This is a genomic window from Pseudomonas sp. RL_15y_Pfl2_60 (assembly GCF_963970595.1).
Taxonomy (GTDB): Bacteria; Pseudomonadota; Gammaproteobacteria; order Pseudomonadales; family Pseudomonadaceae; genus Aquipseudomonas.
Genome location: NZ_CAXAOE010000003.1, coordinates 302,763 through 326,665, shown reverse-complemented (window position 1 = coordinate 326,665; position 23,903 = coordinate 302,763). Strand labels below are relative to the sequence as shown.

Here is a 23,903-nt window from a genome sequence, read left to right as displayed (position 1 = left end):
GCTAGCTAGTCGCCGCCCACGGCAAAGTTCGGCAGGGTATTAACGGGCTGCGAAAAGTCGAAAGGAATCGACTCCAGGGCCAGGCCGACATTGCGCTGGATCACAAAGTGCAAGTGCGGGCCGGTGCTATTGCCGGTATTACCCGAGAGCGCCAGCGGTGTACCCACCTTAACGTGAGTGCCTTCGGCAACTTTGACCGAGCCTTTCATCAAGTGCAGGTAGACGCCCATGGTGCCGTCCTTGTGCAGAACGCGAACAAAGTTGCCGGCCGGGTTGTTGCCGCGACCGCTCTGCTGGTTCTCGATCTTGACCACAACACCTGCGCGGGCGGCGACTATAGGCGTGCCTTCAGGCATGGCGATGTCTAGTGCATAACGACCTTTGGGCCCGAAGTGACTGTACTTGCCGTTGGCCCCTTGGCTCAGGTTAAACGGACCACCACGCCAAGGCAGCGGATACTTCTTCTGCGTGGGGATCAGCCGCGGGTCGCCCATGGCGTAGCGTAATTTGGTTTTGTAGCGCAGCGGTTTGCTGGCATCCATGGGCGCCAGCGTGGCCAAGCGAATCTTGCTGCGCGGCGCCAGAATCCAACTGATGGGCTTATCAGGCGCACCCACGGCATTTTCAGCGCTGTTGATGCTCAGCTCAATCTGCACCGGGGCATAGAGGTCGTTGCGCACCAGCAGGGTTTCTCCGGCGGCATGCTTGAGGGTCTCCAGCTTTACCTCGCTGTCGAGGCTCTCAACCATGCGGTCACGGAACACAAACACCTGCGCACCGGCGGCCTTCTGGTCGGTGTAGGTCACCACGCCATTGGCATCGGTGTACTTGTAGATGGTTATGGCCGCAGCATCAAAGGCCACAGTCATAAGACTGAAGATAAGTAGTAAGCGCCCTAGCATTTCGATTCGGATCTTATAGTTTTCAGTGTCCGGAACCTGCAGATTAGCAGCCGCACAGACATGGCACGAGATGCTTTGTACAAAGATGTGCACTGGATCTCGACCGCAACCGACGGCCGGTCGTCCACCTGGAACAGCTTTCAGCTAGCCGCCGGGGGTGAAGTGCTTTTGCGCGGTACCGCGGGCTATAAGGCGCGAAAGGTAATCGAGCTTTTGCGGATCGCTGTCAACAAAGCGCAAGGTCAACAGCAGCCATTCGCTGTCGGCCTTGGGCTCGAACGCAGCAACCGCGTGCAAGTAACCATTGAGCCGGGCAATCTCTGAGCTTTCGCCCTGCTCCAGATCAAGCACCACGCTTTCCAGCACTTGCGGCAACAGCTGGCCGCGCTTAACCAGCAACTGTGCATCCTTGAGGCTCAGCGCCTTGATAACACAAGCCATGGTGCCGCCTGGCAGGCGCAGGCTGCCTTGCCCGCGCCCCGAAGGCGCCGCACTCGGCTTGGCGCTGGCAACGGCGGCTGGAGTCGGCGCTGGTGCGCTTGGCGTGGCAGGCTTGACCACCTCGGCTTTACCGCCGGTTAATGCTGAGAGTGAATCATTGGCAAATGCATTGCCGGCAGGTTTTTGGCTCGGCGCGAAGGCCTCAAGTTTACCGGCGCGATGCAGGGCTTTCTTGACCTTGGTGACCAGTTGCTCATTGGAGAAGGGTTTACCGATGAAATCCGAAACGCCGGCCTGGATCGCCTGGACCACGTTTTCTTTATCACCGCGACTGGTGACCATGATGAACGGCGTGGCCTTGAGGTTATCCTGCTCGCGGCACCAAGTGAGGAGCTCAAGCCCGGACATCTCCGGCATTTCCCAGTCGCAGAGGATCAGGTCGATGCTCTGCTTGCTCAGCAACTGCAGCGCTTTACGACCGTTCACAGCCTCTTCGATCTGCACACCAGGAAAGTGATCGCGCAGACCTTTCTTGACCAGATCACGAATGAAACTTGCATCATCAACAATCAGAACGCGGACTTTACTCATCTACCCCTCCCTGTCTACCTCGACAAGCATAGTCCGGGTGAGTAGCTAAAGGCCAACAGACAATTGGCCTTGTGCGCGTCAGAAACGGATTACTTGGCTTTACCGGTGCCTTCGACTTCTTCCTGCATGCGCTTGAGGCCGATGTGTTTAACGTCGGTACCGCGCACCAAATAGATAACCAGCTCAGCGATGTTACGAGCATGGTCGCCAATACGCTCCAGCGAACGCAAGGCCCAGATGATGTTCAGCACGCGCGCAATCGAACGCGGGTCTTCCATCATGTAGGTCACCAACTCACGCAGCGCGGTCTTGTATTCGCGGTCTACGGTTTTGTCATACTGGGCCACAGACAGAGCAAGATCTGCGTCGAAGCGGGCAAAGGCATCCAGCGCCTCTTGCACCATCTTGCGAACCTGGCCGCCGATATGACGCACCTCAACGTAGCCGCGCGGTGATTCGCCTTCTTCACACAACAGAATCGCGCGCTTGGCGATTTTAGTCGCCTCATCACCGATACGCTCCAGATCGATCACCGACTTGGAGATGCTGATGATCAAGCGCAGGTCAGACGCCGCAGGCTGACGACGAGCCAGGATGCGTACGCACTCTTCGTCGATGTTGCGCTCCATCTGATTGATCTGGTCATCAATTTCGCGCACTTGCTGAGCCAGACCTGAGTCGGCCTCAATCAACGAGTTGACCGCATCATTGACTTGCTTCTCAACCAAGCCACCCATTGCCAAAAGGTGGCTGCGCACCTCTTCCAGCTCGGAATTGAACTGTTGAGAAATGTGATGAGTAAGACTGTCTTTATTAATCATGCTCAAGCCCTTGCGACGCGAAATTAGTTAAATACAAAAACCTGTAAACCTTTGCTGCCAAAAGCCCCAGCGAACCGAACGCCTGATCACAAATCGCCTCATGCAATCTTTCAGCGATCGGGCCCTGCCAAGCAGTGCTGAGCAAGAAGGCGGGCCACAGACAGTACGAGTAGTACGGCAAGGCCCGCCGACGCAGCTCAGTGCGCTTGGCGGGGGTCGAGGCGATCAGCCGTAGCGACCGGTGATGTAATCCTCGGTCTGCTTCTTTTCTGGGTTGGTAAACAGCGTATCGGTGTCGCCGTACTCGATCAGTTTGCCCATGTACATAAACGCGGTGTAATCGGAAACCCGCGCCGCCTGCTGCATGTTGTGGGTAACGATGACAATGGTGTACTTGGATTTCAATTCGTAGATCAGCTCTTCGACTTTCAGGGTCGAAATCGGATCAAGTGCCGAGCACGGCTCATCCAGCAACAGGACTTCTGGCTGCACCGCAACGGTACGTGCAATCACCAGACGCTGCTGCTGACCACCCGACAGGCCCAACGCAGACTCATGCAGACGGTCTTTGACTTCATCCCACAGAGCTGCGCTTTTCAGCGCCCATTCAACGGTTTCATCAAGCACGCGCTTCTGGTTTACACCTTGGATGCGCAGGCCGTAAACCACGTTTTCGTAAATGCTTTTAGGAAACGGGTTTGGCTTCTGAAACACCATGCCAACGCGGCGGCGCAAATCAGCCACATCTTCGCCTTTGCGGTAGATATTGGTGCCATCAAGGTTGACTTCACCCTCGATACGGCAGCCATCAACCAGATCATTCATCCGGTTGAACGTACGCAGCAGTGTTGATTTACCGCAACCGGACGGACCGATAAATGCGGTAACGCGCTGCTTGGGGATGTTCATTTTGACATCGAACAGCGCTTGTTTTTCACCGTAGAACAGGTCCAGACCCGGCACCTGGATGGCGGTGGTTTCTTTGTTCAAATCCAAGCTTTGCTTTTCACGGCCAAGAGCTGAGATGTCGATACCATGGCTTGGTGTAGTGTGCTGCATGAGACGCTCCCTACGCTGAGAAACCACTGAAAGCTACGCGCTCGCGACGTTTTCAAAGGTTCCTGATAATTCATTGATCGGACGCTGCACACAGCGGTGCAGCATACCCAAAATTCTTAATGATCCAGCGCCTTGTACTTCTCGCGCAGGTGGTTACGGATATACACCGCACTGAGGTTAAGCAAAGCAATTACCAGCACCAGCAACAACGCTGTGGCATAGACTAACGGCCGCGCTGCCTCAACGTTCGGGCTTTGGAAGCCGACGTCATAGATATGGAAGCCCAAGTGCATGATCTTCTGATCCAAGTGTAAGTACGGGTAGTTACCATCAAGTGGCAGCGCAGGTGCCAACTTAACCACACCCACCAGCATCAACGGCGCAACTTCACCCGCCGCGCGCGCCACAGCCAGAATCAAGCCCGTCATCATTGCCGGGCTTGCCATTGGCAGCACCACCTTCCACAGGGTTTCGGCTTTGGTGGCACCGAGCGCCAGAGAGCCTTCACGCAGTGCAAGCGGGATACGCGCCAAGCCTTCCTCAGTCGCAACGATCACCACTGGCACCGCAAGAATAGCCAGGGTCAGCGATGCCCAAAGCAAGCCGGGCGTACCAAAGGTTGGCGCTGGCGCAGCTTCCGGGAAGAACAGCGAGTCAATTGATCCGCCCAGTACGTAGACGAAGAACCCCAGGCCAAACACCCCGTAAACAATTGCCGGGACCCCAGCCAGGTTGTTTACCGCAATGCGGATGATGCGGGTCATCGGCCCTTGTTTAGCGTACTCACGCAGGTAGATAGCGGCCAGAACGCCAAAAGGCGTCACGATCACCGCCATGATCAAGGTCATCATTACGGTGCCGAAGATCGCCGGGAAAATACCACCCTCAGTGTTGGCTTCACGTGGATCTTCGCTGACAAACTCCCACATTTTGGCGAAGTAGAAACCGAGCTTTTCAGTGGTGCCCATGGCGTTCGGCATATAGGCGCGAACCACAGTACCCAGGCTCATTTCCTTCTCTGTGCCGTCTACCGTCTTCAGGGTCACGCTGTCGCGATTGAACTGGTCGTGCAAGCCGAGCAACTGCGCTTCGAGCACCTTGTATTCGGCATCCCACTGCGCGCGCTCGGCATCGAGGTCGGCTTGGGCAGCAGGCGTCAACTCATCGGTCAGCTCCAGCTTGCGTTTCTTAAGGCGCAGGCCTTCAAGTCCGTAGTTGATCCGGCCAATGTCCTTTTTCTGCAGCTTCGAGATCTGGCTGTGCAACTTGTCGATGCGGGCAATTCGGTTTTGCAGCTCATCCCAGGCTGCATCGCCCTCAGCGACCAGCTTGCCGCTTTCTTTAACGTTAACCAGGTAACCGTAGAAGTTGCCCCATTCACGGCGCTCCACCGCCACCAGGTCTGTCGGCGTGCTGGCATCTTTCATCCATTCATCGACAACCCAGCTGAAGTCCGCACCGTTGATGTCACGGTTACCGACCTTGAACAGCTCGCGGGTCATGAACTCGCCGCCTTCCACATCAACGGGAAGGCCAGCAGAGGCCAAGCGCGCACGCGTTACTTGTTCAGCCTGGACCAGTTCGCCCGCCATCAGCCGCGGTGCTTCGCCCGGCACTTGATAGGAGGCCTGGATCACATCAGCTGGCCAAAAATGCGCAAGGCCACGGGTGGCAATTACGGCGAGCAGACCTACGGTCATGATCACGGCAATCGATACACCGCTGGCGGTCATCCAGACCCAAGGCGAGCCACTCTTGAACCAGGATTTGAGATTTTGCTTTTTCACGTTCACGGACGTCTACCTTCCTGAGTCTTAGAGCGAGGCGTATTTCTTACGCAGGCGGGTTCGAATGACTTCTGCCAACGTGTTCATCACGAAGGTAAAGCTCAACAGTACCAACGCAGAGAGAAACAGAATCCGGTAGTGGCTACTGCCAACTTCCGATTCAGGCATCTCAACCGCAACGTTGGCAGCAAGGGTGCGCAGACCCTCAAAAATGTTCATGTCCATAATTGGCGTATTACCGGTGGCCATCAGTACGATCATGGTTTCACCCACGGCGCGCCCCATACCGATCATCAGCGCCGAGAAAATGCCCGGGCTGGCGGTCAGAATCACCACGCGAGTCAGGGTTTGCCATGGCGTTGCGCCGAGTGCCAATGAGCCAAACGTCAGGCTCTTGGGCACACTGAACACAGCATCTTCAGCAATCGAGTAGATGTTCGGGATCACCGCAAAGCCCATCGCCAGGCCAACCACCAAGGCGTTGCGCTGGTCGAAGGCGATGCCCAGATCGTTGCTCAGCCATGAGCGCATGTCGCCGCCGAAGAACCAGTTCTCCATGTGTCCACTCATCGACAATGAAGCCGTGCCGATCAGCAGGATCACCGGAATCAGCAGCGCGGCTTCCCAACCGTCAGGGACCACCAGGCGAATGCGCTCAGGCAAACGGCTCCACAGGAAAGCGGCTACCAGCACCCCTATCGGGGTTAGCAATAGCAAACTAAATATTCCGGGCAGATGCCCCTCGACATAAGGCGCGAGAAAGAGTCCGGCAAAGAAGCCGAGGATGACCGTGGGCAGTGCTTCCATCAACTCGATGACCGGCTTGATCTTGCCGCGCATGGCCGGAGCCATGAAATAGGCGGTATAGATTGCCGCGCAAATAGCCAGTGGCGCCGCCAACAGCATGGCGTAGAACGCCGCTTTAAGCGTACCGAAGGTCAGGGGCGCCAGGCTCAGTTTCGGTTCAAAATCGCTGTTGGCTGAAGTTGACTGCCAGATGTACTTTGGCTCGTCGTAGCTTTCGTACCAGACCTTGCCCCACAACGAACTCCAGGAAACCTCTGGATGGGGGTTATCGACCTTGAAGGTCTGCAGCTGCCCGCCTGACTCAATCAGTACGCGATTGGCTCGTGGCGACAGCGCCGCAACGCTGGCGCCTTTTGCAACAGGATCAATCAACAATGTGCGATGCGCAGTGCTGTGGAACAGGCCCAGGTTGCCTTGACTGTCCATTGCCATAAAGCCCTTGCGGCGCTCTTCGGGCATGAACTGAGTGATCGGGCTGTCCTTCATCTGGAAACCACGGATATGGGTCAGTACAGACTTGCCGTCGTTATCACGCACCATGAACCACTGGGCGATACCGCCTTTGCTATCACCAATCAACAGCGAGATACCGCCCAGTAGCGGGCTGACTGTAGTCACTTCGGCGTCGCCTTTAAGCAACCGGTATCGGCCGTTCAAGGTCTTGCTGCGCAGGTCGAACACATCGGCGGTGGCTTTGCCATTGAACACATACAGCCATTGCTGGCGTGGGTCGATAATCATCGCTTTGATCGGCTCGGCGATCTGCGGTAAATCAACGGCCTGCTGCTCCTGGCTGGTTTCGCCGGTGAACTGGTTTTCTTCATTGACGATCGACAATACGTGCAACTCAGTGCCTGTCGAACCGGTCAGCAACACATTATCGCCATTGATGCTAACGGCTACATGCTCAAGCGCACGGCCTTGAGGATCGAGCTTGATCGGTTCTTCACCAAAGGGGTACTGAATGACCGGGGTGATGGTTTTAACGTTGTTCGGGTAGGTCACCGCATAGTTTTGCTTGAACACCAACGCGCTGCCGTCAGACAGGCCGACTACGGTACGGCGGCTACCGGGTTGGTCTTCACTGAATGAGGAGATGCTTACACCTGCGGGGATTGGCAAATCAATGCTGTTCAGCAGGGCGCTGTCTTTGAGCTTGAAAAACTGCACGTGGCCCTTGCTGTTTAAACGCATCGCGACCTTGTTTTGCTCTTCAACCGCAAGCATCAATGCATCGCCCTGATCTGCAAGCCAGGCTGGCTGCTGGGCTTTATGTGCAGTGAGATCAGCACCGGAGAAAATCGGCATCACCACATAGGCAAGGTAAAAGAAAATCAGGGTGATGGTTGCCAGCACCGCCAGCCCGCCAATCGAAACGTACCACCGCGCCATACGGTCTTTGAGCGCACGATTACGGCGCTTACGCAGCAAGACGGGCGTATTGAAGTCGATTCGTTGGCTGCTATCGGTAGATGTGTTCATGAATTCATTGGCCAAGTCGTTCATTCGAGGATCTCTGGGCGGTTGTGGACGCGCGCCTTGAGTCAGCGGAGGCACAAATCTAACGGTCTTATGTGACAGATAGGTTACAGCCAGGTGACGCGACAACGCCCACACTCAACTCTGAGTGCGGGCGCCGGTATATCAGGTCGCTTCACGCAACCAGGAGCTGCTTAGAGCTGCAGTTCCTTCATGGTCTTCTCAACCACTTTGGCCGGCAGTGGGATGTAACCATCCTTGACTACAACCTCTTGGCCTTGCTTGGACAGAACCATTTTCAGGAACTGCGCGTCGAGTGGGCTCAGTGGCTTGTTCGGCGCCTTGTTGACATAGACGTAGAGGAAGCGCGACAGCGGGTATTTGCCCGACAGTGCGTTGGTTTCAGTGGCTTCTTCAGCCTTACCTTGCTTGTCGACCAGCGCGACAGCGCGAACGCTGGAGGTTTTGTAGCCAATGCCCGAGTAACCGATGGCATTAACAGTGCTAGAGATCGACTGAACTACCGAGGCAGAGCCTGGCTGTTCGTTGACGTTGGAGCGGAAGTCACCTTTGCACAGTGCTTCTTCCTTGAAGTAACCGTAGGTGCCGGATACCGAGTTACGACCGAACAGCTGGATTGGCTTGCTCGCCCATTCGCCAGTCATGCCAGCATCACCCCAGGTAGTGATGTCTTTAGCTTCACCACACAGACGGGTCGCCGAGAAGATCGCATCAACCTGAGCCATGGTCAGGCTTTTGATTGGGTTGTCTTTGTGTACGAACACAGCCAGGGCATCGATAGCAACTGGAACTGCGGTCGGCTTATAGCCGTATTTTTCTTCGAATGCTTGCAGCTCGGCATCTTTCATCTTGCGGCTCATCGGGCCGAGGTTGGAAGTGCCTTCAGTCAACGCCGGTGGTGCAGTAGACGAACCTGCCGCCTGAATCTGAATGTTCACGTTTGGGTAGAACTTTTTGTAGTTCTCAGCCCAAAGGGTCATCAGGTTAGCCAGGGTGTCAGAGCCTACGCTCGACAGATTACCGGATACGCCGGACGTTTTTTCATAGGTCGGCAGAGCCGGGTCGATAGCGGCAACCGCGGTGGCGGCTGTAACGCCAGCGGCGACAAAAGTCATGGCCGCCATCAAACGCTTAAGTTTCATGCCTTGCTCCTAGCAGAAGTAGTGTTGGATGGAACGGGCCCAAGTATCTTCAGGCCGTGTGACCAATCTATGAAAACTATGTGACAGTTAGATGACGTCTGCTATTAATTTGCCTGCACTGCTGCCCACCCCAGGATCTGAAGCGCTCAAGACCAACAATGGCCAAGGCGAAAACCGGTTACAAAAGGGGGCTACAAACTCAGAATCAGCCAGCTGTTGCGTGTTCCACCAATGCAATAGCGCTCACAGCACCTGGATTTGTGGCTTATTGACGGCTTAAAGTCGCCCAGCGACCACTCAGTCGGTATACTCGCCTTGCGCTTAACTTCAGCGCTCCATAACAACAACCGCGCCGCGAGCTGTTACGTCTATGAATGACTTCGAACAGGATGACCCAATCCCGCAAGGTGATTTAGCGCTGCAAATCACTGCATTGCCCCGTGAAACCAATGGTTTTGGTGATATTTACGGTGGCTGGCTCGTCTCCCAAATGGATCTGGCAGGCACCGCAATGGCGAGCAAAGTCGCGGGCGGACGCGTGGCCACAGTTGCAGTTGACCGCATGGCCTTTATGGTCCCAGTTGCGGTTGGCGCACAGTTATCCTTCTACACACAGGAACTTGAAATCGGCCGCAGCTCGATTCAGATGCTGGTCGAAGTCTGGAGCGACGACCCACTCTCCAGCGAGTGGCGCAAGGTCACCGAGGCCGTTTTTGTCTTCGTCGCGATTGATGGCAGCGGGCGAACCCGCCCTGTACCGCCACGGCGCTAAGCCTGAGCGCGCTAGCGCGACCAATCGCACACAAAAACGCCGGCTATTGAGCCGGCGTTTTTAGTTACGCTACAAGCGACCTCGGTATTAACCGCGAATGTTGTAGATATCCTTTTCGTTTTCCTCGGCGTACTTATAAAGACGTTCGAGGTATGCCTTCTGTTGCGCCCAAACCTTAGTCGCGGCAGGGTCAGCTGCGGCAGTGGCATCAACCACTTCAGCCGAGATGCCCTTGAGCTTGGCCAACACATCATCAGGCAGGCGGCGTACTTCGACGCCTTCTTTCTTCAGTTGCTCCATGGCTTCCATGTTACGGGCGTTGTAGTCGTCGAGCATGTCGCCGTTGATGTCACGCGCAGCGGCGCGAACTATGGCCTGAAGGTCGGCAGGCAGTGTTTCCCATGCCTTGATGTTGACGTCGAGTTCGAAGGTAACGTTCGGCTCCTGCCAACCCGGCGTGTAGTAGTACTTGGCTGCTTTGTGCAGACCCAGCGCCTGGTCGTTGTAAGGACCAATCCACTCGGTAGCATCAATTGCACCGGTTTGCAGTGCAGTGAAAATTTCACCGGCCGGCATATTGACCACGGTGCCGCCCATCTTGGTCAGCACTTCGCCACCCAGACCCGGCGTACGCATTTTCAGACCCTTGAAGTCATCAACCGAGTTGATTTCCTTGTTGAACCAGCCTGCGGTCTGAACCCCAGTTGCGCCACAGGCCATCGGTAGAACACCGAACGGCTTGTAAACCTCCTCCCACAACTGCAAACCACCCCCCTTGTGCAGCCAGGCGTTCATTTCTTGCGCGTTAGGGCCAAATGGCAGGGCGCAGAAGAACTGCGCGGCTGGCACTTTGCCTTTCCAGTAGTACGGAGCACCATGACCCATTTCTGCAGTACCGCGCGAAACAGCGTCGAATACTTCAAGGGCAGGAACCAGCTCACCGGCCGCATAGACTTTAACGGTCAGGCGGCCTTTACTCATTTCATTAACCAGTTTGGCGAAGTTTTCTGCGCCAACGCCCACACCCGGGAAGTTTTTTGGCCAAGAAGTGACCATTTTCCAATGGAAGGTTTCTCCACCGCCACCTTCTTGAGGCTTGGCAGCGCTGCCTGCAGCGGCTTCTTTGCTGCAATCAGCTTCTTTGTTACAACCCGCCAAGGCAGTGGCGGCAAGGCCTACACCAGCTGCTGCGAGAATTTGACGACGTTTCATGCAATGCTCCTTCTTGTTGTATTGGTCTTATCACAGGATCACTGTCAGCAGACCGCGCCTGAGTAACATAGGGCGAAGTGACTCTCAAGCCTAGTAGATACGACTAAAGTTGTAGTGCCATTGCTGCATTATCACGAGCTGCCTAGAATCACCGGCCTGCCCGCCTTCTCACTCATAACGATAAGGACTCACCATGTCCGACAAGCCCCCCCTTTTGCTCCACCTTGCGCGCATTATCGATGCGCTAAACAAACGCTTTGGCCAAGCCTGCGCTTGGCTAACGGCATTTCTGGTTATCGGAACAGCTATTGTAGTCGTCCTGCGCTACGGCCTGGGGATCGGCGCCACGGCGTTGCAAGAAGCCGTCCTCTATGCCCACGCCCTGGTATTTATGGGTGCAGCAGCCTGGACACTTCAGCGCAACGCACACGTGCGCGTGGACATCTTTTACCAGAAATTCAGCGGCAAACGCCAAGCCCTGGTGGATATTCTCGGCACGCTGCTGTTTCTGTTACCGCTTTGCCTGTTTCTGGGCTGGAGTAGCTGGGACTATGTCGCCAACTCCTGGGCCACCAAAGAGGCTTCAAGCGAGTCTGGCGGCCTGCACTTCGTCTACCTACAAAAAAGCATCATCCTGATTCTGGTTGCCGGCCTGGTCCTGCAAGGAATTTCCGACATCATAAAAGCTGTTTACATGCTCGCCGGTCGTCTGCCCGAGCCGGAGGTGAAGCATGGTTGAGTTAATGCCGATTCTGCTGTTTATCTGTATCTGTGTCGCCTTGATGGCCGGTTATCCGGTCGCGTTTACCCTGGGCGGCGTGTCACTGCTGTTCGCCGGCATTGGCATAGTCACTGGTACTTTCGACGCCACCTACCTCAGCGCATTACCCAACCGTTTATTCGGCATCATGAACAACCAGACGATGCTGGCGGTGCCGCTATTCGTGTTCATGGGGGTGATGCTGGAGAAATCCCGCGTCGCCGAAGACTTGCTCGAATCCATGTCGCGACTGTTCGGTACCCTGCGCGGTGGCTTGGCCATTTCAGTTTGCGTGGTCGGAGCCTTGCTTGCTGCCAGCACCGGTATCGTCGGCGCAACTGTGGTCACCATGGGTTTGCTTGCACTGCCAACCATGCTGCGTCGTGGCTATGACCCGGCAATCGCCACCGGCACATTGGCCGCGACCGGCACGCTGGGACAAATCATTCCACCTTCAATCGTCCTGGTTTTGCTTGGCGATGTGATGTCCAGCGCCTACCAGCAAGCGCAATTGAAGATGGGCATCTTCTCGCCAAAGACGGTTTCAGTCGGTGACTTGTTCGTCGGTGCTTTCCTGCCAGGTATGCTGCTGGTGGGGCTGTATATCCTCTACATCATCGGCGTAGCGATTTTCCAACCGAAGAAGCTCCCGGCACTGCCACAAGAAGAGCTCGGTCCAATTGAATGGGGCAAGCTGGCAAACGCCCTGATTCCTCCGCTTATCCTGATTGCAGCAGTCCTCGGCTCGATTCTCGCAGGTTACGCAACACCGACCGAAGCGGCGGCGCTTGGCGCATTGGGCGCGATGATCCTGGCGATGCTCAAAGGCAAGCTGAACTTCACCCAGCTGAAAGAAGTGGCCTACGGCACCACTGAAATCAGCTCCATGGTGTTCATGATCCTGATTGGCGCCTCGCTGTTCTCCCTGGTCTTCCGCGGCTTCGGTGGCGAAATCCTGATCGAGGAAGTCTTCGCGCAGCTACCTGGCGGTGTGCTTGGCGCATTCTTCCTGGTGATGGTGGTGATTTTCTTCCTCGGCTTCATTCTCGACTTCATCGAGATCACCTTCGTGGTGGTGCCTATTGTGGGTCCGGTATTGTTGGCCATGGGGCTGGATCCAATCTGGCTGGGGGTCATGATTGCACTCAACCTGCAAACATCCTTCCTCACCCCGCCATTCGGCTTTGCGCTGTTCTACCTGCGCGGGGTTACACCGGCATCGGTTGCAACCAGCACCATCTACAAAGGTGTGGTGCCATTTATCCTGATCCAGATTATCTTGCTGGTTATCGCCTACATGTTCCCGGGGCTGATCACTTGGCTGCCGGAGCAGGTGTACGGCAACTAACACGACACGCTTTAGTCAAAACGCCCGTACTAGTTACGGGCGTTTTGCATTAAGGCCCAGGCCCGTTGCGCACTACCAGAGCATTGAATATCTATGAACAGGAGAAGCTGATGACTTCGGCAAGCGTTGAACGTATCGAACAGGGTTCGCTGACCTGCTGGAGCTTGCGCTTCAACAACAGCAAATTACTGATTGCCCAGCAAGGCGCCCAGGTCCTCAGTTACGGTCATGAAGGAGACCGGCCAATCATCTGGCTCAGCGAGGAAGCCGAGCTGGAACCCGGCAATAGCGTGCGCGGCGGCGTGCCTGTGTGCTGGCCGTGGTTCGGCGATTTGCAACGCAACCCGCGAAGCATCCAAGCCATGCACCAACAGCCACAACAGGCCAGCGCACACGGCCTTGTACGCAGCATTGACTGGTCCCTGGCAGGGATTGAACAGCATGAGCAGGCAGCCTGCATCAGCTTCAGCTACAACACCCTTGAGCAGCCACTAGCACATTGGCCCCATGCCGCCGAACTGAGGCTGACAGTTCGCCTTGGAGAACGCTTGAGCATCAGCCTGGCTTGCCGCAACCTCGGCGAACGGCCGCTTAGCTTCAGCCAGGCTCTGCACACTTACTTCGCGGTAAGTGACATCCAAACCGTGAGCGTGAAGGGCCTTGAAGATTGCGATTACATCGAGACGCTGGACAACTGGCAAACCCGTACCCAATCCGGAGCCTTGCATTTCAGCGGCGAAACTGACCGGATCTACCTGCACACACCGGCCAAACTGCAGATCTTCGACCCTGGCTGGCAGCGCACCATCAACCTGCTCAGCCGTGGTTCAGAATCAGCAGTGGTCTGGAATCCATGGGTAGATAAAGCCCGGCGCTTATCGCAATTCAATGATGCGGCCTGGCAACGGATGCTCTGCATTGAGCATGCAAACGTGCTTGAGGACATGGTCACGCTAGCCCCTGCCAGCGAACATCAATTACATCTCGACATCTGGGTCGAGAAATAACAAACAATCAAACGCTTGCATGAAGTAATTAACCTAAAAATATAAATGAAGGCAAAAAGCCATTACCCACTACAGCTCAGCAAGCTCAAGCCAAGTTATTTGGCTTATAACTTCAAATGTCATTTGTGACCTAACCCTACCTTTAGATCTGTACTGTTTCACATAATTAAATATCCACCCAAAGGATATCCGCCTGAGCTTAAATAGCTATAAGCGCCTGATAGCGCGGTGATACCACTGAGAAAGGCTTAAGTTCTGAACTTTAGTCCCAATAAAACCAAGCGATGGTATATTGCCTATCGGATTCGAGGCCTATAGGATGCGGGCCTCAGAGACGTTTGCGCAACTTATTGCACATACAATGTGCGCAAAAAGTTGCGCACTTTTAGTGTCAGCTTATAGCAATTAATGTGAACTAAGCTGCATTTATGTGTTCGCCACACTATACCGAGTCAGGGAATGACCTATTCGAGTACGTTGTCTGCACGCTATCTATCGCTTGCAAACACGCCCATATCAGCCAACAACTTTGCTGGCAGCGATATTCGCTATTCAACTGAATACGAACATCTCGAAAGCGAACTTCGCAAAGCAAATGCTTTGCATGAAGTGGCGACGATTGATTGGCAAAAAGTACTCGACTCCAGCGAAATAATCCTCACCAACCACTCCAAAGATATTCGGGTTACCGCCTGGTTGGCCTGGGCGCTTTACCAGCGTGAATCCTTTGCCGGCCTGCACGCTGGAATTGTGCTTTTACACAGCCTTTGCACCCAGCATTGGGCCGAGCTCTACCCGCAAAAAGCACGCACTCGCGCCGCTGCAATCAGCTGGTTGACTCCGCGCCTGGAACAAGTCCTTGCCGAAGACGTCCCGGTAGGTGAACGACTCGACCTTTTTGGGGACTTGGCTGCAAAACTACGTGAGCTCGAAGGCTCCCTGTCCGAACAACTTGGGGCTGATGCTCCATTGCTGCTGCCCCTGTGCAGGCGGCTTGAAGAACAAATCAAACGGGCAAGCCAAAGCAAGCAAGATTCGAACAAAGGTGTCGCTGGCGCGCTAGCCCAGGTCAAGCAAACCGCAAGCAGCCTGCTGAACGCCTCCTCATCGGTTGAGAGCGAAAAGGACGCGCACAAACAGTTGCGCAACCTGCAAGACCAGTCCCGTCCGCTTTGTGCCTATTGGCTTAAGCAAAAGGTCAGTGATGTTCGCGCCTTGCGCCTGTCCAGAACCCTGCTGTGGCTACCCATCGACAGCCTGCCGGAGCGCAACGCCGACAAGGTTACCGGCTTGCGCGGCCTGCCTGTGGATAAGTTAAAAAGCTATCAAGAACGCTACCAACAAGGCCAATACGCCGACCTTCTTGTGGACCTGGAAACCAGTATTGCCAGGGCCCCCTTCTGGCTTGATGGTCAGCATCTCGCCTGGCAATGCCTGCAAGGCTTGAATGCTGAAGCGGCGGCACTGGAAATCGAAATCCAATTGGCGCTGTTCATGCATCGCATGAGCGGTCTTGAAGAGCTGCAGTTTCACGACACCACACCTTTTGCAGACGAACAAACCCGGGCCTGGCTGAGCTCGCACGTGATGCCTCACGTTACGCCCCAGCAACCCGCCAGCGCCCCGGTTGCCAGCGACGGCGATAACCAACGCGCCTGGGATGAAGCCCTGCAAGAAGCGTTACCCCTGTTGCGCAAAGAAGGGTTGAAACCTGCCGTGCAACAGATCAAGAAAGCCATGCAATCGGCTCGCGGCGGCCGCGAATCCTTTTTCTGGCAGCTGACCCTCGCCAGGCTCTGTTTCAACGCCAAAAAGTATGAATTGGCCAAGACCCAACTCGACACCCTTGACCAGATGATTCAAAGCTCAGGCATAGCTGCCTGGGAACCCGATCTCGCCCTCGAAGTCCTGCACATGCTGCATAACTGCTGTGAGCTGTTACCGCAGAACCATGCTGTGCGCGAACACAAGGATGAGATCTACCGCAGGTTGTGCCACCTCGACCTCGAAGTGGTGCTGGACTAGGCCCCCGGGCCATAACCGAATAGGAGAACTCCCATGGCCAAAGAAGGCTCAGTTGCACCTAAGGAACGGATTAACGTCACTTTCAAGCCCGCCACTGGCGACGCTCAAGAAGAAATCGAACTGCCGCTGAAGTTGATGGTATTGGGCGATTTCACCCAACGTCATGACGAGCGCAAGATCGAAGATCGCAAGCCGATCAGCATCGACAAGAACACCTTCGACGAAGTGCTCGAGAAACAAGAGTTGAGCCTGACCTTTGCAGTGCCTAACCGCCTGCAAGAAGACAGCGCCGACGAAGAGCTCGCCGTGAAGCTGAACATCAACTCGATGAAAGACTTCAACCCCGCCAACGTGGTTGAGCAAGTGCCAGAGCTGAAAAAGCTGATGGAACTGCGTGACGCCTTGGTCGCCCTCAAGGGCCCGCTGGGTAATGCCCCGGCCTTCCGCAAAGCCATTGAAAGCGTGTTGGCCGACGATGATTCGCGTGATCGCGTACTCGGTGAACTCGGACTCGCGGCCCAAGGCAAGCTTGAATCCTGATCGCAATTAACAAGGAAGCTATTAGATGAGCACTAGCGCAGCAAAAGAAGCCGGCGGCCAAGCCACCGAACTCGGTCTTCTCGACCAAATCATCGCTGAAACCCGGCTGACTCCAGATGACGAAGCCTACGACATCGCCAAGCGTGGTGTGTCGGCGTTCATTGAAGAGTTACTCAAGCCGCAAAACCAGAACGAGCCGGTTAAAAAGGCCATGGTCGATCGCATGATCGCGGAAATCGACGCCAAGCTCAGCCGCCAGATGGACGAGATTCTGCACAATCAGAACTTCCAGGCGCTGGAATCTTCATGGCGCGGCCTGAAGCTGCTGGTCGACCGCACAGATTTTCGCGAGAACACCAAGCTGGAGCTGATCAACGCCTCCAAGCAAGACCTGCTTGAAGACTTCGAAGACAGCCCGGAAATTGTCCAGTCAGGTTTGTACAAGCACGTCTACACCGCTGAATACGGTCAGTTTGGTGGCCAGCCGGTTGCGGCAATTATCGCCAACTACTTCTTCAACCCAAGCTCGCCAGACATCAAGACCATGCAATACGTGGCCAGCGTTGCATCGATGTCGCACGCGCCGTTTATTGCCGCTGCCGGTCCTAAATTCTTTGGCCTGGAAGCCTTCACTGGCTTGCCTGACCTGAAAGATCTCAAGGATCACTTCGAAGGCCCGCAGTTCGCCAAATGGCAGAGCTTCCGCGAGCAAGAAGACGCGCGTTATGTCGGCCTGACTGTGCCGCGCTTCCTGCTGCGCAACCCGTATGACCCGGAAGAAAACCCGGTGAAGAGCTTCGTTTACAAAGAAAACGTCGCCAACAGCCACGAGCATTACCTGTGGGGCAACACCGCCTACACATTCGCCAGCAAGCTGACCGACAGTTTTGCCAAGTTCCGCTGGTGCCCGAACATCATCGGCCCGCAAAGCGGCGGCGCGGTTGAAGATTTGCCACTGCATCACTTTGAAAGCATGGGCGAAATCGAGACCAAGATTCCGACCGAAGTGTTGGTGTCCGACCGTCGCGAATACGAACTGGCAGAAGAAGGCTTTATCGCCCTAACCATGCGTAAAGGTAGCGACAACGCTGCATTCTTCTCGGCCAACTCGACGCAGAAGCCAAAGTTCTTCGGCAACAGTGCAGAAGGCAAGAACGCAGAGCTCAACTACAAGCTCGGCACCCAATTGCCATACCTCTTCATCGTCAACCGCCTGGCGCACTACTTGAAAGTGCTGCAGCGCGAGCAAATCGGTTCGTGGAAAGAACGCACCGACCTCGAGCTGGAGCTGAACAAGTGGATTCGCCAGTTTGTCGCCGACCAGGAAAACCCGAATGCCGAAATCCGTGGCCGTCGTCCACTGCGCGCAGCTCAGGTTGTGGTTAGTGATGTTGAAGGCGAGCCAGGCTGGTACCGCGTCAGCCTGAACGTGCGCCCGCACTTCAAGTACATGGGTGCGGATTTCACCCTGTCGCTGGTTGGCAAGCTGGATAAGGAATAAGCACCCATGTCATACGGCAGTCTATTTGAACGCATAGGTGGTGAACTTGATCGACGCGCCGGTTGGACGCGTGAAGCAAGCGCCATGGCGTCGGTGGCTGCCCACTTGGCAAAAATGCTCAGCACCCGGGCCGGCAGCGTGCAAACGCTCGCCGACTACGGGTTGCCCGATCTCAACGATATGCGCTTGTCATTGCACGACTCGCTGCAACAGGCGCGTATCGCTATCGAACGCTTTATCGAGGCGTACGAACCCCGTTTACGTGAGGTCAAGGTTGTGTCGATGCCACGCGACCATAACCCACTAAACCTGGCCTTCGCCATTGAAGGTCTGCTTGAAGTGGCCGGCGTAAAGCGCCGCGTCAGTTTCGCTGCCAGCCTGGACGGCAGCGGCCAAGTCACCGTTAACGCAGGAGAGCCCCGTGTCTGGTAAACCCGCCGCGCGAATCAGCGACATGACCGCTTGTTCAGGTCATAACAAAAACCCAATCGTAGAGGGCTCGTCCGACGTGCTGTTTGATGGACTGGGAGCCGCCCGTCTCGGTGACAAAACCGCATGCGACAGCGCGATCAGCAGCGCAGTAATCCCCAACGTCCTGATCAACGGCAAACCCGCAGCGGTACTCGGCTCAACAGCCAGCCATAACAATAACCCGATTGTTACAGGCTCCGGCACGGTGGTGATTGGCAGTTCGCATACACCGGCTGAGTTTATTGCGCCTGCGGCGCTGGCACTGACTTCCGCATTTAACGAGCACTTCGTTATCCGCGACGCGAGTAGTGGCGCGCCTGTTGCTGGGCGACCGTACAGCATCAAAACCGACTCAGGACAAGTCATTGAAGGAGTTACTGACGAAAGCGGAAGAACGCAGTTGGTATCGGCCGCCAAAGCCGAAGGTGTGACATTGGATCTCGAACCACAAACCGCTCTCGTAATTGCTTAAGGAGTCAGCATGACCACTACTCCAGTTGCATCAACGCTAAGCCCGGCCAGCCAGACAGCTGGCACAGAAACCACAGCGGAAAACTTCAAAATCACCGACATCCCCGCAGCCATGGATACGCTGGGCTGGGCGCAAGGTGCTCGACTAATGCGCAAGTGGTTCAGTGGCGCTGCATACGAGCTACCTACAGACATAAAAGAAGGCTCCAGTTCTCCAAACACCCTTGATCCAGAAAACTTACTTACCGACCTCCCGTTTGACTGGCTGTTCACCAGTTCAACACGTATGCGTGATGATATAGATGAGCTAGTCGCAGGGCTGAGTAATGTAACCGAATTCAACAACATAGTAGGTCACGTCAAGGCGCCACTCGATCAACTATCCCGAGGGCTGATTTTGCTGATGACTCGCCTTCAGCGCATAGGCCATCTTGAACCGAACACCAATTCGCTGAGAAACGCGGAGGAAGACTTCAGTAGTCTTTCTGCTGTCCAGTTAGAAGAAACTTCTCAGTTCAATCTAATCCGCATTGGCGCAAGTGTCTGGGAAAAAGCAACCGACGAATTGGACGACGTGTATGGTGCGCTAGGCAGCTTTGCAATCAAGATCGCGGCAACTAAGCTCAGAACTATTTCAGATCATCTAGGCTATCCGGCAATTCAAATTTATGAGATTGGCCTGTATATACGCGACACATATGATTTTCTAAATTTTGGCTCGGATCAATTACTGGGTTACTGGAATCACAGTGGCGTAATTCGCCCAGGACCAATCGATTATTACACAAGCCCTGAGTTCATTGACAAAGGGGAAAGCCGTTACTTTAAAACAAGCAATAAAAGCTTTAATGACTATCGGCAAAAACACAACCTGGGTAGTGATTTTTTAGTGTTCTCTACCGTAAAACACTATCCGGTTTCGATCATGATTCATCTAAGTGCAAATGACTTCAATGAATTCAAAGCCCGTGCATCGAGCATCTAAAAAATGATTATAAAACGCACACTCTTAACACTTTGGATTTTTATTGCCTTCACGACCATTTCCGCAATTGGGTTGTGGCTATTCGTGAAACTCGACATAAGCAAAAATACCGAAACTTACTCTACAATCTGGAGCGATTCAGGTGCCTGCTACGTTAACTCTTATATTCCAAACTATCGTGCACTGGGTGTAATGGGGATTACGGTTGGGCTATTTAGTAGCGAAGCGTTCTTCCGAGTATACCGTCAGGACGGAACGCTGTTGAAAAGCTCCGAATGGCTGCTTACCCAAAGCGAATTCGCAGGAACTGAAAGCGCTAAGTGGATCAACGGCAATGTTATCTATCCGACTAATAGCGGCTATGAAGGCTGGACATTATCCGAATGCAATTGATTGTCAACGGCACAGAAAATTTTAACGCCTATCCAAAGAAAGTTTACTTGGGCGAGCAAAATCTGTGTGCATATTACATTGTGATCTTTACAACCCTTGAACAACTGTTGCTGTTGCGAATCATTATTTCTGAAAAATTTAATATTGATCTACCGTATGACCGCACTACGGTAACAACCAAAAATAGTGAAACCTTAAGTCTTTCGTATCAACAAGTATTTAGTGAAATACTTGTTGAGCTCACCACGAATTCAACACGAATAATTAGCGTGATTGATGAGCTGTTTGAAACACCCGCACCTCCATGGCATGCATTTCCCAACTTGCAGCCTATTGAAGCGGTAATGAGTAAACATGGCGAGCTTGAATATTGGTGGAACAGGGTATGGCTACCGTACTGGGATAACTGCACACCCGCAGAGCGCAATACCTACTTGAGTACAGTTGATGCTACGCAAGAGTGCCAAGTGTATCTGTGCAATGAAGAATAGCTATGACGTTGATCTTTACGACTTTGACTACTGCCATGATTTAAAGCCGCAATGGTCACAGCCGAATTTGCTTTTAAACATTAACTACCCAATCAAGGATTGATCCGTGTCTTTTAACCACTACTACCAGAGCGAACTCACCGCCCTGCGCCAACTGGGCAAGCGATTTGCCGAGCGCAATCCGGCGTTGGCGCCGTTTCTTGGGCAGAGCGGTCGCGACCCGGATGTCGAGCGCTTGCTGGAAGGTTTTGCCTTTCTCACGGGCCGCTTACGGCAAAAACTTGATGATGAACTGCCAGAGCTGACCCACTCGCTGATGTACTTGCTGTGGCCAAACTATATGCGCCCGCTACCGGGCTTCAGCATGCTCCAGTTCGAACCCCTGACACGTCCAGGCGCCGCCCAGTTTGTACCGCGTGGTACGCCGGTTGAAGCCAAGCCGATTGAGGGTGTGACCTGTCAATTCCGCACCGCTTACGACACCGAGGTATTACCGCTGGCGATGAACGCGCTGCAGTACTCGGTCAAAGGGGGAGGAGCGGTGCTCAGCCTGAAAATGCAGATGAGCGCCGACGGCAATATCGCTGACCTCAACCTGACCAAGCTGCGCCTGCACCTGGCCGGTGAGCGCTACATCAGCCAGATGCTGTACCTCAGTCTGTTGCACCACTTGGGCAACATCCAAGTGGTGTTGCTCGACGACAAAGGCAAGCCTATCTTGCGCGATGCCAGAGAAGTCGCGGTGCCCAGCCTGACCCTGAGCGCCAATCAGGTTAAACCGGTTGGTTTTGCCGAAGACCAGGCACTGATCCCCTATCCGCTCAACACCTTTCGCGGCTACCGCTACCTACAGGAATATTTCGCTTTCCAAGAGAAGTTCATGTTTGTTGACCTGTTCGGTCTGGATGGCTTGAAGCAGGTTCCGCAGGATGTCATGGAGCAAGCCCGCGGTATTGAGTTGCGTTTTGATATCAATAAGGCGGGCGAGCAGCGCATTCGTCCGACACTGGATAACGTGCGACTGTATTGCACCCCTGTGGTCAACCTGTTCGAGCATGACGCAACACCGATTCGTCTGGATGGCAAGCAGGATCGCTACCTGCTGTTGCCAGCCGAACTGAGCGCCAAGCATTGCGGGGTGTTCTCGGTTGACCGCGTGACCGGCTGGAAACCTGGCGGCCAGGGTTATGAAGTCTATGTGCCCTTTGAATCATTCGAGCACGACGCAAGCTTCGATGTCGGCACTGCCCGTCCCCACTACAGCGTGCGCCAGGAAACGTCCCTGCTCAGGGAAGGCACCGATACCTGGCTCAGCTTTGGCCTGCGCGACGAAGCCGTGCACGAGACGCTTTCGATCGAGCTGACCTGCACCAACCAGAGCCTGCCAAGCAAATTGGCCCTCGGTGATATTTGCGTACCCAGCGAGAAAACCCCGGGCTTCCTGAACTTTCGCAACATCAGCGCCGTCACCCCGAGCTACGCACCGCCCTTGAATCGTGACTTCCTGTGGAAGCTGATTTCCAACATGTCACTCAATTACTTGTCACTGGCCAACGTTGAGGCGCTGAAAGTCATTCTCGAAACCTACGACTTGCCGCGCTACTACGACCAGCACGCGGAGAAAGTCAGCAAACGCTTGCTTGATGGTTTGAAAAGCATAAGCCACACCCATGTCGACCGCCTGGAACGCGGGCTGCCGATACGCGGCGTGCGTACCGAGATGACCATCGACCCAGACGGCTACATCGGCGAGGGCGACCTGTTTTTATTCGCATCGGTACTTAACGAATTTTTTGCCCTTTACGCCAGTTTGAATTCCTACCACGAGCTTCGCGTAAACAGTACTCAAGGAGAGGTCTACACATGGACGCCACGCATGGGGCAACAGCCCCTGCTATAAGCCGGCTTAGCCGGGGCATCCGCGAGTACAGCCTGTTCCAGGGTGTGCAGTTGGTGCTTAAACGATTGCAAGAAGCACATCCCGAGCTGGATGAGGAAACCTTGCATCTGCACCTTGAGCTGCAGGCAAATCCGAGTCTTGGTTTCCCTGGAAGCGACATCGAGCGCGTCGAGTTCATCAAAGAAAATGGTGAGCTGCGAGCCCGCATGCGCATCAATCTGGTCAGCCTGATCGGCTCCGGTTCACCGCTGCCCGCCTTTTATGGCGAACAAGCCCTTGGCGACAGTGAAGATGGCAACCCAACCCGTGATTTTCTGGATTTGTTCAACAACCGTTTACAGCGCTTGTTGTTACCCGTCTGGCAGAAGTACCGATACCACTCACGCTTCAAGACCGGGGCGCTGGACCCTTTCTCACAACAGCTGTTTTCATTAATTGGCTTGCGTGGAGAGCAAATCCGCGCGACCTCAGAACTCAACTGGAAACGCCTGCTGCCGTACCTGGGCTTGCTCAGCTTGCGCGCCCACTCAGCAGCGTTGATCGAGTCGGTGTTGCGTTACTACTTCAAGCATTCCGATGTGTACATCGAGCAATTCATCGAGCGGCGCGTCGAGATTCTCGCCGAACAACGCAACCAGCTCGGTACAGCCAACAGCATGCTCGGTGAAAGCCTGGTGCTGGGCGGTTGGGTGCGCGATCGCGGCGGCAAGTTCCGCGTCCATATTCGCGAATTGCAGTGGGACATGTTTCAACAATTTCTTCCGGTGGGCAGTGGCTACAACCCGCTTTGCGCACTGGTGCGCTTCACCCTGCGTGATCCCATGGATTACGACATTCGCCTGCAACTGCGCAAAGACCAGATCAAAGAACTGCGCATTGGCAATGACAACCTCTGCCGACTCGGCTGGACCAGCTGGCTCGGCTGCGACAACGCCGATGGCATCGTCACGCTCGGCAAAAGAGCTCATTAAGGACAG

The 23,903-nt window shown here is 54.8% G+C and carries 22 protein-coding genes; 14 read left to right on the top strand and 8 right to left on the bottom strand.

Annotated features, from left to right (window positions below; genetic code table 11):
- Positions 1-5: 5 nt before the first annotated feature.
- The 7 genes from AACY26_RS10395 to AACY26_RS10365 all read right to left on the bottom strand — a co-directional run bounded on the left by AACY26_RS10395 (position 6) and on the right by AACY26_RS10365 (position 9,050).
- Positions 6-902 (bottom strand): M23 family metallopeptidase, encoded by an 897-nt coding sequence (locus AACY26_RS10395; protein ID WP_339513704.1) that lies wholly within the window; start codon positions 900-902, stop codon positions 6-8.
- A 144-nt stretch (positions 903-1,046) separates the two neighbouring features.
- Positions 1,047-1,934, bottom strand: coding sequence for a response regulator (locus AACY26_RS10390; protein ID WP_339513701.1), 888 nt, complete (start codon positions 1,932-1,934; stop codon positions 1,047-1,049).
- An 89-nt stretch (positions 1,935-2,023) separates the two neighbouring features.
- Positions 2,024-2,755 carry a phosphate signaling complex protein PhoU gene (gene phoU, locus AACY26_RS10385; protein WP_339513699.1) on the bottom strand — a complete coding sequence of 244 codons (732 nt, stop codon included), beginning with the start codon at positions 2,753-2,755 and terminating at the stop codon, positions 2,024-2,026.
- A gap of 225 nt (positions 2,756-2,980) precedes the next feature.
- Positions 2,981-3,814, bottom strand: coding sequence for a phosphate ABC transporter ATP-binding protein PstB (gene pstB / locus AACY26_RS10380; RefSeq protein ID WP_339513697.1), 834 nt, complete (start codon positions 3,812-3,814; stop codon positions 2,981-2,983).
- A gap of 116 nt (positions 3,815-3,930) precedes the next feature.
- A complete protein-coding gene (gene pstA / locus AACY26_RS10375) occupies positions 3,931-5,547 on the bottom strand; it encodes a phosphate ABC transporter permease PstA (RefSeq protein ID WP_445261297.1) in 1,617 nt (538 codons plus the stop codon).
- An 81-nt stretch (positions 5,548-5,628) separates the two neighbouring features.
- The gene (locus AACY26_RS10370) at positions 5,629-7,914 is read right to left on the bottom strand and encodes a phosphate ABC transporter permease (RefSeq protein ID WP_339513693.1); all 2,286 of its coding nucleotides are present in this window, start codon (positions 7,912-7,914) and stop codon (positions 5,629-5,631) included.
- Positions 7,915-8,081: 167 nt separating this feature from the next.
- Positions 8,082-9,050 (bottom strand): PstS family phosphate ABC transporter substrate-binding protein, encoded by a 969-nt coding sequence (locus AACY26_RS10365; RefSeq protein ID WP_339513691.1) that lies wholly within the window; start codon positions 9,048-9,050, stop codon positions 8,082-8,084.
- Positions 9,051-9,420: 370 nt separating this feature from the next.
- Here AACY26_RS10365 and AACY26_RS10360 point away from each other — a divergent pair, with 370 nt between their 5' ends.
- Positions 9,421-9,822, top strand: coding sequence for an acyl-CoA thioesterase (locus AACY26_RS10360; protein ID WP_087518792.1), 402 nt, complete (start codon positions 9,421-9,423; stop codon positions 9,820-9,822).
- Positions 9,823-9,909: 87 nt separating this feature from the next.
- On the opposite strand, the gene AACY26_RS10355 is transcribed toward AACY26_RS10360, so the two are convergent.
- The gene (locus AACY26_RS10355; protein ID WP_339513688.1) at positions 9,910-11,034 is read right to left on the bottom strand and encodes a TRAP transporter substrate-binding protein; all 1,125 of its coding nucleotides are present in this window, start codon (positions 11,032-11,034) and stop codon (positions 9,910-9,912) included.
- A 193-nt stretch (positions 11,035-11,227) separates the two neighbouring features.
- Between AACY26_RS10355 and AACY26_RS10350 the strand changes: the two genes are divergently transcribed.
- The 13 genes from AACY26_RS10350 (at position 11,228) to tssG (ending at position 23,897) form a co-directional block, all read left to right on the top strand.
- On the top strand, positions 11,228-11,773 hold the full coding sequence (locus AACY26_RS10350; protein ID WP_339513686.1) for a TRAP transporter small permease subunit: 546 nt from the start codon (positions 11,228-11,230) through the stop codon (positions 11,771-11,773).
- Entirely contained in the window at positions 11,766-13,142 is a 1,377-nt protein-coding gene (locus tag AACY26_RS10345) for a TRAP transporter large permease (protein WP_339513684.1), read from the top strand. The genes AACY26_RS10350 and AACY26_RS10345 overlap by 8 nt, the downstream gene beginning before the upstream one ends.
- A gap of 110 nt (positions 13,143-13,252) precedes the next feature.
- A complete protein-coding gene (locus AACY26_RS10340; protein ID WP_339513682.1) occupies positions 13,253-14,149 on the top strand; it encodes a D-hexose-6-phosphate mutarotase in 897 nt (298 codons plus the stop codon).
- Positions 14,150-14,608: 459 nt separating this feature from the next.
- A complete protein-coding gene (tssA, locus tag AACY26_RS10335) occupies positions 14,609-16,174 on the top strand; it encodes a type VI secretion system protein TssA (protein WP_339513680.1) in 1,566 nt (521 codons plus the stop codon).
- A gap of 33 nt (positions 16,175-16,207) precedes the next feature.
- Complete coding sequence (tssB, locus tag AACY26_RS10330; protein WP_339513678.1) at positions 16,208-16,714, top strand: type VI secretion system contractile sheath small subunit; 507 nt, start codon at positions 16,208-16,210, stop codon at positions 16,712-16,714.
- A gap of 25 nt (positions 16,715-16,739) precedes the next feature.
- Positions 16,740-18,215 (top strand): type VI secretion system contractile sheath large subunit, encoded by a 1,476-nt coding sequence (gene tssC, locus AACY26_RS10325; protein WP_339513676.1) that lies wholly within the window; start codon positions 16,740-16,742, stop codon positions 18,213-18,215.
- 6 nt (positions 18,216-18,221) lie between these two features.
- Positions 18,222-18,647 carry a type VI secretion system baseplate subunit TssE gene (gene tssE, locus AACY26_RS10320; RefSeq protein WP_010487720.1) on the top strand — a complete coding sequence of 142 codons (426 nt, stop codon included), beginning with the start codon at positions 18,222-18,224 and terminating at the stop codon, positions 18,645-18,647.
- Positions 18,637-19,158, top strand: coding sequence for a PAAR domain-containing protein (locus tag AACY26_RS10315; RefSeq protein ID WP_339513673.1), 522 nt, complete (start codon positions 18,637-18,639; stop codon positions 19,156-19,158). The genes tssE and AACY26_RS10315 overlap by 11 nt, the downstream gene beginning before the upstream one ends.
- A 9-nt stretch (positions 19,159-19,167) precedes the next feature.
- A complete protein-coding gene (locus AACY26_RS10310; protein ID WP_339513671.1) occupies positions 19,168-20,142 on the top strand; it encodes a DUF6402 family protein in 975 nt (324 codons plus the stop codon).
- A 3-nt stretch (positions 20,143-20,145) separates the two neighbouring features.
- Positions 20,146-20,535 (top strand): hypothetical protein, encoded by a 390-nt coding sequence (locus AACY26_RS10305; RefSeq protein WP_339513669.1) that lies wholly within the window; start codon positions 20,146-20,148, stop codon positions 20,533-20,535.
- Positions 20,526-21,026 carry a hypothetical protein gene (locus AACY26_RS10300; RefSeq protein WP_339513667.1) on the top strand — a complete coding sequence of 167 codons (501 nt, stop codon included), beginning with the start codon at positions 20,526-20,528 and terminating at the stop codon, positions 21,024-21,026. Before AACY26_RS10305 ends, AACY26_RS10300 begins: the two co-directional genes overlap by 10 nt.
- A gap of 106 nt (positions 21,027-21,132) precedes the next feature.
- Positions 21,133-22,926 (top strand): type VI secretion system baseplate subunit TssF, encoded by a 1,794-nt coding sequence (gene tssF / locus AACY26_RS10295; RefSeq protein ID WP_339513665.1) that lies wholly within the window; start codon positions 21,133-21,135, stop codon positions 22,924-22,926.
- Entirely contained in the window at positions 22,890-23,897 is a 1,008-nt protein-coding gene (tssG, locus tag AACY26_RS10290; RefSeq protein WP_339513663.1) for a type VI secretion system baseplate subunit TssG, read from the top strand. Before tssF ends, tssG begins: the two co-directional genes overlap by 37 nt.
- The last annotated feature ends 6 nt before the right edge of the window (positions 23,898-23,903 follow it).

Bases quoted from the DNA above. Each gene is read 5' to 3' on its own strand.
- tssB (WP_339513678.1), top strand. From the start codon at position 16,208: ATGGCCAAAGAAGGCTCAGTTGCACCTAAGGAACGGATTAACGTCACT.
- pstA (WP_445261297.1), bottom strand. From the start codon at position 5,547: ATGACCGCCAGCGGTGTATCGATTGCCGTGATCATGACCGTAGGTCTG.
- AACY26_RS10365 (WP_339513691.1), bottom strand. From the start codon at position 9,050: ATGAAACTTAAGCGTTTGATGGCGGCCATGACTTTTGTCGCCGCTGGC.
- tssA (WP_339513680.1), top strand. From the start codon at position 14,609: ATGACCTATTCGAGTACGTTGTCTGCACGCTATCTATCGCTTGCAAAC.
- tssE (WP_010487720.1), top strand. From the start codon at position 18,222: ATGTCATACGGCAGTCTATTTGAACGCATAGGTGGTGAACTTGATCGA.
- AACY26_RS10390 (WP_339513701.1), bottom strand. From the start codon at position 1,934: ATGAGTAAAGTCCGCGTTCTGATTGTTGATGATGCAAGTTTCATTCGT.
- pstB (WP_339513697.1), bottom strand. From the start codon at position 3,814: ATGCAGCACACTACACCAAGCCATGGTATCGACATCTCAGCTCTTGGC.
- AACY26_RS10300 (WP_339513667.1), top strand. From the start codon at position 20,526: ATGCAATTGATTGTCAACGGCACAGAAAATTTTAACGCCTATCCAAAG.
- tssC (WP_339513676.1), top strand. From the start codon at position 16,740: ATGAGCACTAGCGCAGCAAAAGAAGCCGGCGGCCAAGCCACCGAACTC.
- AACY26_RS10370 (WP_339513693.1), bottom strand. From the start codon at position 7,914: ATGAACGACTTGGCCAATGAATTCATGAACACATCTACCGATAGCAGC.
- AACY26_RS10345 (WP_339513684.1), top strand. From the start codon at position 11,766: ATGGTTGAGTTAATGCCGATTCTGCTGTTTATCTGTATCTGTGTCGCC.
- AACY26_RS10350 (WP_339513686.1), top strand. From the start codon at position 11,228: ATGTCCGACAAGCCCCCCCTTTTGCTCCACCTTGCGCGCATTATCGAT.
- AACY26_RS10305 (WP_339513669.1), top strand. From the start codon at position 20,146: ATGATTATAAAACGCACACTCTTAACACTTTGGATTTTTATTGCCTTC.
- phoU (WP_339513699.1), bottom strand. From the start codon at position 2,755: ATGATTAATAAAGACAGTCTTACTCATCACATTTCTCAACAGTTCAAT.
- AACY26_RS10360 (WP_087518792.1), top strand. From the start codon at position 9,421: ATGAATGACTTCGAACAGGATGACCCAATCCCGCAAGGTGATTTAGCG.
- tssG (WP_339513663.1), top strand. From the start codon at position 22,890: ATGGACGCCACGCATGGGGCAACAGCCCCTGCTATAAGCCGGCTTAGC.
- AACY26_RS10355 (WP_339513688.1), bottom strand. From the start codon at position 11,034: ATGAAACGTCGTCAAATTCTCGCAGCAGCTGGTGTAGGCCTTGCCGCC.
- AACY26_RS10310 (WP_339513671.1), top strand. From the start codon at position 19,168: ATGACCACTACTCCAGTTGCATCAACGCTAAGCCCGGCCAGCCAGACA.
- AACY26_RS10340 (WP_339513682.1), top strand. From the start codon at position 13,253: ATGACTTCGGCAAGCGTTGAACGTATCGAACAGGGTTCGCTGACCTGC.
- AACY26_RS10395 (WP_339513704.1), bottom strand. From the start codon at position 902: ATGCTAGGGCGCTTACTACTTATCTTCAGTCTTATGACTGTGGCCTTT.